Here is a 3,334-nt window from a genome sequence, read left to right on the forward strand (position 1 = left end):
ACATAGGTAATTTTGCCATGAAGATCGGTCTCCGTAATCATATTGCCGCCTTCAAACTTCACTTCAACATCCGTTGGTGTAGGCCTTTGCATTGTAAAACCTTCTATAACATAAAAAATTATTAAAAGATTATAGCATTTGACGTATAAAAGTCAAAATAAAACATTCGCATTTTACAGCGTGATATTTTCTATCCACTCTAAAGTATCCTCACTAATAATCAAAGCATCAATACAATAATCAAGATTAAGCCGTTTATTCTGAATATAGGTTTGGATAGTACGGTGCAGTTTTTGAAGTTTTGAAGGGGTAATATTATTGACTGCCTGCTCATACGTTTGGGCACTTTTTACCTCAACAAAATGGATTACATCATCACGCAGAGCGATAATGTCGATCTCTCCGAAACGGTTGTAAACGTTCCGATCAAGTATTCTAAATCCGTTTTGTCGAAGATACTCACACCCCCGCTCTTCGGCTATATTGCCACGAGCGCGGGTATGCACAATCAATCCAAATAGTCGGGTTTGATCACCTCGACTTTTATCGATTTAAAACGGGCAGTTTTTATCAACTCATCCGCCTCATCTCCGAAGAGAAAGTTAATATTGCTCTTGGCATGATGAAAGGTCGTAAAGAGAGTCCCTTTTTTGACGGTTGAACTCACTTTTACCCGTAGCGGCGCGCTCTGACCATACTCACTTTTAAGAACGACAAAATCTTTGTATTCAAAAAACTCCTCATCTTCGACACTCACCAGCAAGGTGTCTTCACTGTGACTGCGGTGGAGTTTATCACACGCATTGGTTTGGGCGCCGTTATTATAATGGACCAAAACACGCCCCGTTGTAAGGTAGTACCCCTCATGACGTTGAGTATTGATGAGTTCTTCGACCTGACCGCGCGGCGAGTATTGGTGGTAGTGAAAGCTCCCTTTTCCATCTTTGGTTCGAAACGTATCGATATGCAATACCGGTAAATCCTCTTCCTGCACAGGCCATTGTAATCCGCGCAAGCGATTAGATTCGAGTTTTTCATAACTCGCCCCCCCGAAACGGATCGGAGCATCGACTCGTACCCTCTCCCATACATCCCGCGAATTTTTAAATCCGAAATCAGTACCATAACGTTTGGAAATTTCGGCGATTACTTCCCAGTCATCGGGCATCATTACATTAATAAGTGGTTGAGAGAGATGGAGTCGGCGTTCCGCATTGACATAAACACCCGTCTTCTCATACGCACTTTTTACCCCGAAGATAATGTCGGCAAATTTGGTAATCTCGTTATCAAAGAGTTCATTCACAACCAAAAGATCAAGATTTCCCAAAGCGGCGTGGATTTTGTTTTGATTCGGATGGATATGGGCAATGTCTTCGCTGATGTTGTACAGCGCTTTGATTTTCCCCTCAACCATCGCATTGATTAAATCGGGAGTCATCATCCCCACCTCTTTAGGCGGTTGATAATCGGGAGCGTAATACGGCAGCATTCCGACATCACACGTCCCCTGCACGTTATTCTGACCTCGAAGCGGCATCAACCCTGCACCCCGTTTCCCGATATTTCCGGTCAACATAGCCAAATGGGTTATCGCCATCACGGCATACGAACCATCCAAATGTTCCGTAATCCCAAGGCCCCAGAAAAAAAGGCTTTTACGGGTCGCATATTTGCGAGAAACCATACGAATCTCTTCCACTAACGACTCATATCCTGGAATCTGCAATAAAAACTCAGGGTTGGCATACGGATCATTTAGAATGGCGTTTTTATACTCTTCATACCCTTTAGTCCGTCCATTAACGAATTCGGTATTAACCAAATTCTCTGAGAGGATAACATACGCCATCATGTTGAGAATCATCAGATTCGCTTCATAGGGGATACTCAAATGGTTCGTCGCCGATTTGGAAAGCTGTATACGGCGAACATCCAATACGGCAAGTTCGATATTTTTTTGTTTAATCACATCGAGCATACGGTTGGCGACAATCGGGTGCCCTTCGGTGGTATTAGACCCCATTACCACGATATATTCAGTCTCATAAATGTCATCAAACGGGTTGGTCATAGCTCCCTCGCCGATCGTGGTACGCATCCCTTTGAGTGAGGGGGAGTGACAGACACGGGCGCAGTTGTCAACATGAGGAGAACCGACTACGTGACGGGTAAAATGTTGAAACAGATACGACCCCTCACAACTGGTACGTGCCCCGCCGATCGCAGCAAAACTGTGCGCACCGTATTGATCCGTAATCGCTCTGAGTTTACGGGCAACAAGTTCATACGCACTCTCATAACTGATCTCGTAAAAATCATGATCGACCGGCTCAAGATAGTCCATATCCAAATCGGCAAAGAGTGCGGCATTTTTCGCTAAAAATGACTTTCGGACACGTGCATTGCGAAGACGTTTGGGATGGGTTACAAAGTCCCACCCCTGTTTCCCTTTAATACACAAACGCCCTTGAGAGACAAGACCCTCTTCTTTAGCAAAGATTTTTTGGATTTTGTTATCTTCCACCTCAGCGGAAATATCACATCCTACACCGCAATAGGTACAAACGCTGTCGATCACCATAGGATATTTCCTTGATAGTACGGGTTATGCACCCTTTTTAAAATTAGTGAAGTGTACAATTTTGTCTCTTAAGGACTGCGGAAATAACAAGACAATTCGAATCATTAAGTAAAATCTAAAAGGGAACGCATACCGGATTTTTTTCCGTTCAATCGCCTCTGTAATCCGTTTAATCCCCTCTTCGGTAGACATGAAGAATGGCATTTTAAACTGATTCTTCTGCGTCATCTCCGATTCGATAAACCCCGGCATGATTGTCATCACCGTAATCCCATGCAAGCGAAGCTGATAGTGCAACCCCTCCGCATAGGCGTTGAGTGCCCGTTTGGAACTGCTGTAGGCGATGGAGGTCGGCATAGTAAACAACGAGGCAAGGGAGGAGATAAAAACGATCTCACCCGATTTTTGTTCCATCAGTTTTGGAATGATCGGCTCCAATAAAGCATGAACACTCAGAAAATTGGTTTTAAAGAGCCGTTCAAAATCCTCAAACGGTGTGATTCCCCCACCATGACCGACCGATACTCCGGCATTGAGGATAATTCGGTCGATTTGATTTTGTGAGAGTTCACTCCCGATTTCCCGCATCCGTGCAAAATCATTCACATCGGCAACAATCGTTTCAACCTCAGAGCCTTTATCTCGACATCGCTTTGCCACATCATTCAAACGATCTTCTCTGCGAGCGATCAATACGAGGTGATTTTTATCGGATGCATAATGAAGTGCTAATGCTTCACCTAAACCGCT

At 44.2% G+C, this 3,334-nt stretch carries 3 protein-coding genes; all 3 read right to left on the reverse strand.

From position 1 onward, the window contains the following. Positions 1–173 precede the first annotated feature (173 nt). The gene (locus tag A2517_RS03775) at positions 174–506 is read right to left on the reverse strand and encodes a YraN family protein (protein ID WP_294894293.1); all 333 of its coding nucleotides are present in this window, start codon (positions 504–506) and stop codon (positions 174–176) included. A 2-nt stretch (positions 507–508) separates the two neighbouring features. Next, the gene (locus A2517_RS03780) at positions 509–2,584 is read right to left on the reverse strand and encodes a molybdopterin-dependent oxidoreductase (RefSeq protein ID WP_294894295.1); all 2,076 of its coding nucleotides are present in this window, start codon (positions 2,582–2,584) and stop codon (positions 509–511) included. A gap of 24 nt (positions 2,585–2,608) precedes the next feature. After that, a partial coding sequence (locus A2517_RS03785) for an SDR family NAD(P)-dependent oxidoreductase (RefSeq protein ID WP_294894297.1) occupies positions 2,609–3,334 on the reverse strand: 726 nt, incomplete at its 5' end.

This window comes from Sulfuricurvum sp. RIFOXYD12_FULL_44_77 (genome assembly GCF_001830725.1).
Classification (GTDB): Bacteria; Campylobacterota; Campylobacteria; order Campylobacterales; family Sulfurimonadaceae; genus Sulfuricurvum; species Sulfuricurvum kujiense_A.